The 3,553-nt window shown below is 38.9% G+C and carries 2 protein-coding genes; one reads left to right on the top strand and one right to left on the bottom strand.

From position 1 onward, the window contains the following. Window positions 1–18 precede the first annotated feature (18 nt). Window positions 19–918: a 3-hydroxyacyl-CoA dehydrogenase gene (locus WKI47_RS08955; protein ID WP_340226813.1), complete on the top strand. Its 900-nt coding sequence runs from the start codon at window positions 19–21 to the stop codon at window positions 916–918. Window positions 919–999: 81 nt separating this feature from the next. Here the strand turns inward: WKI47_RS08955 and WKI47_RS08960 are convergent, their stop codons facing one another. Beyond that, window positions 1,000–3,501 carry a DUF4116 domain-containing protein gene (locus WKI47_RS08960; RefSeq protein WP_340226812.1) on the bottom strand — a complete coding sequence of 834 codons (2,502 nt, stop codon included), beginning with the start codon at window positions 3,499–3,501 and terminating at the stop codon, window positions 1,000–1,002. Window positions 3,502–3,553: the final 52 nt, after the last annotated feature.

Genomic DNA, 3,553 nt, shown 5'->3' on the forward strand with positions numbered 1-3,553 from the left:
CGGAGAGAAGGTTTGAACATGAGCTACACGAATATTTTGATCGCAGGCAGCGGAGTCTTGGGCAGTCAGATTGCTTTTCAAACCGCCCTTCACGGATTTTCCGTAACGGTCTACGATATTAACGACGAAGCATTGGAACGCGCCAAAGGCAGAATCGAAAAGCTTAAACCGCGTTACACAGAGGATTTGGGCACTTCGAATGAAGAGTTAGAAGCGGCTTGGGGGCGTTTGACGTTCCAAAGCGACCTGGCTCAAGCTGCCGCAGATGCCGATCTGGTGATCGAATCCGTGCCGGAATCCGTACCGGTCAAGATCGAATTTTACGAAAAATTGGCTAAAGTTGCTCCGGCGCATACCGTTTTCGCTACCAATTCGTCCACGCTACTGCCGAGTCAATTCGTTGATGCAACCGGACGGCCGGAGAAATTTTTGGCGTTGCATTTTGCAAACGAGATCTGGAAAAACAATACCAGCGAAATCATGAGACATCCGGGCACGGACGAACAGGTTTTCCAAGACGTCGTGAATTTCGCCAAACAAATCGGGATGGTCGCGCTGCCTTTGCAAAAAGAACAGCCGGGCTATATCGTGAATTCATTGCTCGTTCCGTTGCTGAGTTCGGCGCAGAAATTGCTCGTGACCGGCGTCGCGGATATCGAAACGATCGACAAAACGTGGATGGTCGGCACCGGTGCTCCGGTCGGGCCGTTCGGGATGCTTGACATCGTCGGGATCAATACCGCTTACCATATTGCCAAAACTAGAGCGGAACAGACTGGCGATGCCGATTATCAGGCGGTCGCGGATTTGTTGAAAACCGAGTACGTCGATAAAGGCAAACTCGGCAAAGCGACAGGGGAAGGGTTTTATACGTATCCGAATCCGAGCTACCGGGAACCGGGGTTTTTGAGAGGTTAATAAAGGGATGCAAAAGAACTGCTATCGAACACAGTTTGATAGCAGTTCTTTTATAATTAAATGAAGAGAGTAAAAGCTCTTTTAATCGAATGTCATTTCACTTGATAATGAAAGATTGGATGAACCTTGAAGAATTTTATCAATAACTTCTTCGTTCCATTCACGGATAATGTTGTGATCTAGTAAATATTGTAACGCCCGCATCTGATTCGAGCCTTTATACATTTCTGTGCCTGATTCGTACTTACCTGTTTGCGAGTGTTTAAGTTCGATGACTTCCATTTTTGAAGAAGAATTTTTAATTAACTTTTTATAGTTTTTGTATAGACCAGGTGCTTTTTCTGAAAGAAGCGTCAGCACATCACTTGCTACATAACGTGAAGTAATATCCGTAGCCCAGTAGGGTACGATGTTTCTTTTTTGAGGATCTAGATAGACGTGATTATAAAAGTCAATATCTACAATGCTACCGTGAATTTTTCCGCTACCACCAATGCTTTTGATAGCTTTGGAAAGTGCAAGTAACTGTTTGTGATAACCTGATAAAGCTAGTTTAACTCCTTCGGCATACTTATCCATGTGATCATAATAATAGCTTAGACGTTGTTCTTCAATCTTTTTGATTCTTCCACCGCTCAAAAAATAACGCACATTTTTATCATTCTCATACAAGAAGCAATAGAGGCCTTTCTTTTTCAACATATATAGTTTCCCTTTTCTGGTAAACTGCATTTGTATTCGGAAACCAATTGCGAATTGTCGATACTCTTTTTGTGAAATCGTATGTATCCCTTCTGGATAATCGCAAAAGAAATCATACTGCCAACGCAAATCGAACCATTTTAGAAAGACTTTTTTACCGTAATAACCAATCTGATTATCGGCATAGACTGTGCATGTATCATCTGTTCGTTGTAAATTACGATGCGTATGACCGTTCATATAAATCCAAGAGGGGTGATATATTTGAGAACTCCAATCGGATAGAGGAGTATGCGTACATACGATAACTTTACGATCCCCTAATGCCTCAATTAATTTATTATGAACGATATCGAATCTTTGAGAATGTTTTTGATCCATCGCTCTTGTCGATATGCTATTACGATAGATGCCATTTGTCGCATTAAACGAGTCATTTAAACCAGAGAACCCAAGACCTCCCCAAAATATAAACGGAGACATCCGACTCCATTTTCGAAGTTCTTCGATGCTGCTCGTTAAGATCTCCTTTTCAGATAGATAGTCAAATTGATTATCATCATGAATAAAGATCATATCGTTATTCAAAAATAAAACACCTAAATTGGTAAACAATTCACGATATTCATTAATAAGCTCGTCTAAAGAATCAGTTCGGTCTTTTATCGCCCAGAGTTCGTGGTTACCCAAGGTTGCAATAATCTGAGCGCGTTTACATTGGGAAGACAAGATGCGATAAAACATATGAACGATATCAAAGCGAGATGAAACGTCACCCGCAACAACTAAGTAATCGTAATAACCAAACTCTGTTGATTCAAGCATTTCCGTTACAATCTTCGAAATGAATCTATATATTTCTCGTTCTGTAGCTTGAATCGGGAATGCTTTAAGCAAACGGTGATCTAAATGAATATCGCTTATATAATGAATGCGATGCATATAACCTTCACGCTCATGAATACCGTGGATAAAAGGTGTGATTTGCGGTTCGTTGTTTGAAGAAGATTGTTCAACGATTTGAGTTTGCGGCAAGAATTGAAGATCACCGCCGGAAATATTGAGTTTGTAAAAAGAATCATCATAAAGTCCAAAACGTTGCAATGTATCAGTAGAAATATAAGCGTTTTTAATATCCAACTTTCGAATATCTATACCTTTGAAATGAAAGTCTTGTAGTTCAGCTCTATTAAGATCATTATTTACCTTTTTCAAAAAGGACTTAAATGTTTTATAGAAAAAAGTCTTTTCAGGGGAAAGCTCGACATTAAAGCGATCTAATATTGCGGGTTCAACTACGATGAATTTATTAATAGAAGCATCAAATTTTTTGACTTTGAAATAACGTATTCCTAGCATCCATTCTAGTTCAATAATTTCCTTATCTGCACGAATTTCTGAAGGGAAAGAGTTTTTGACGACATTTCTCAATTGTCCAATATTCAGCGTTTCTATTTCAGTTAGTCGCTCTTTTAAAAATGTTAGGCATCTCTTTTTTGTAACGGCTCGTTGCGGTAAAAATTCAAAAGCTCTCCAATCCATTTTGACTGCTTGGTTATATAAAGAAGAAGCACGAAGTTCATGAGGAATATATTTTAAAGCTAAAGGGTTTTTAGAGATAGCTGCTTGAGCTACTTTCTTTGTAATTAATTCTGGATCAATCAAATGTAATGCATGACTCGAATTTGAAACTGCCGCAATGATAATATCCTCTGATTGTAGATGTTTTGGTATAAAACGTATCTCTAAGCCGTTTGTTTTTAAAATTCTCATACATAAATCAAAAGTTAAATGCGCTTCAGATAAACCTGATAAAGTATTGCGCAAAGCGATTGGTTTAGGTATTTCTACAGGGTCGAATTCAATTCTTTTTTGCTCCATGATACTTCTATCCCTCCAGCAATTTTTTAAATATTATACATGAAAAATATAC

This window comes from Saccharibacillus sacchari (genome assembly GCF_037722395.1).
In the GTDB taxonomy this organism is placed as follows: domain Bacteria; phylum Bacillota; class Bacilli; order Paenibacillales; family Paenibacillaceae; genus Saccharibacillus; species Saccharibacillus sacchari_A.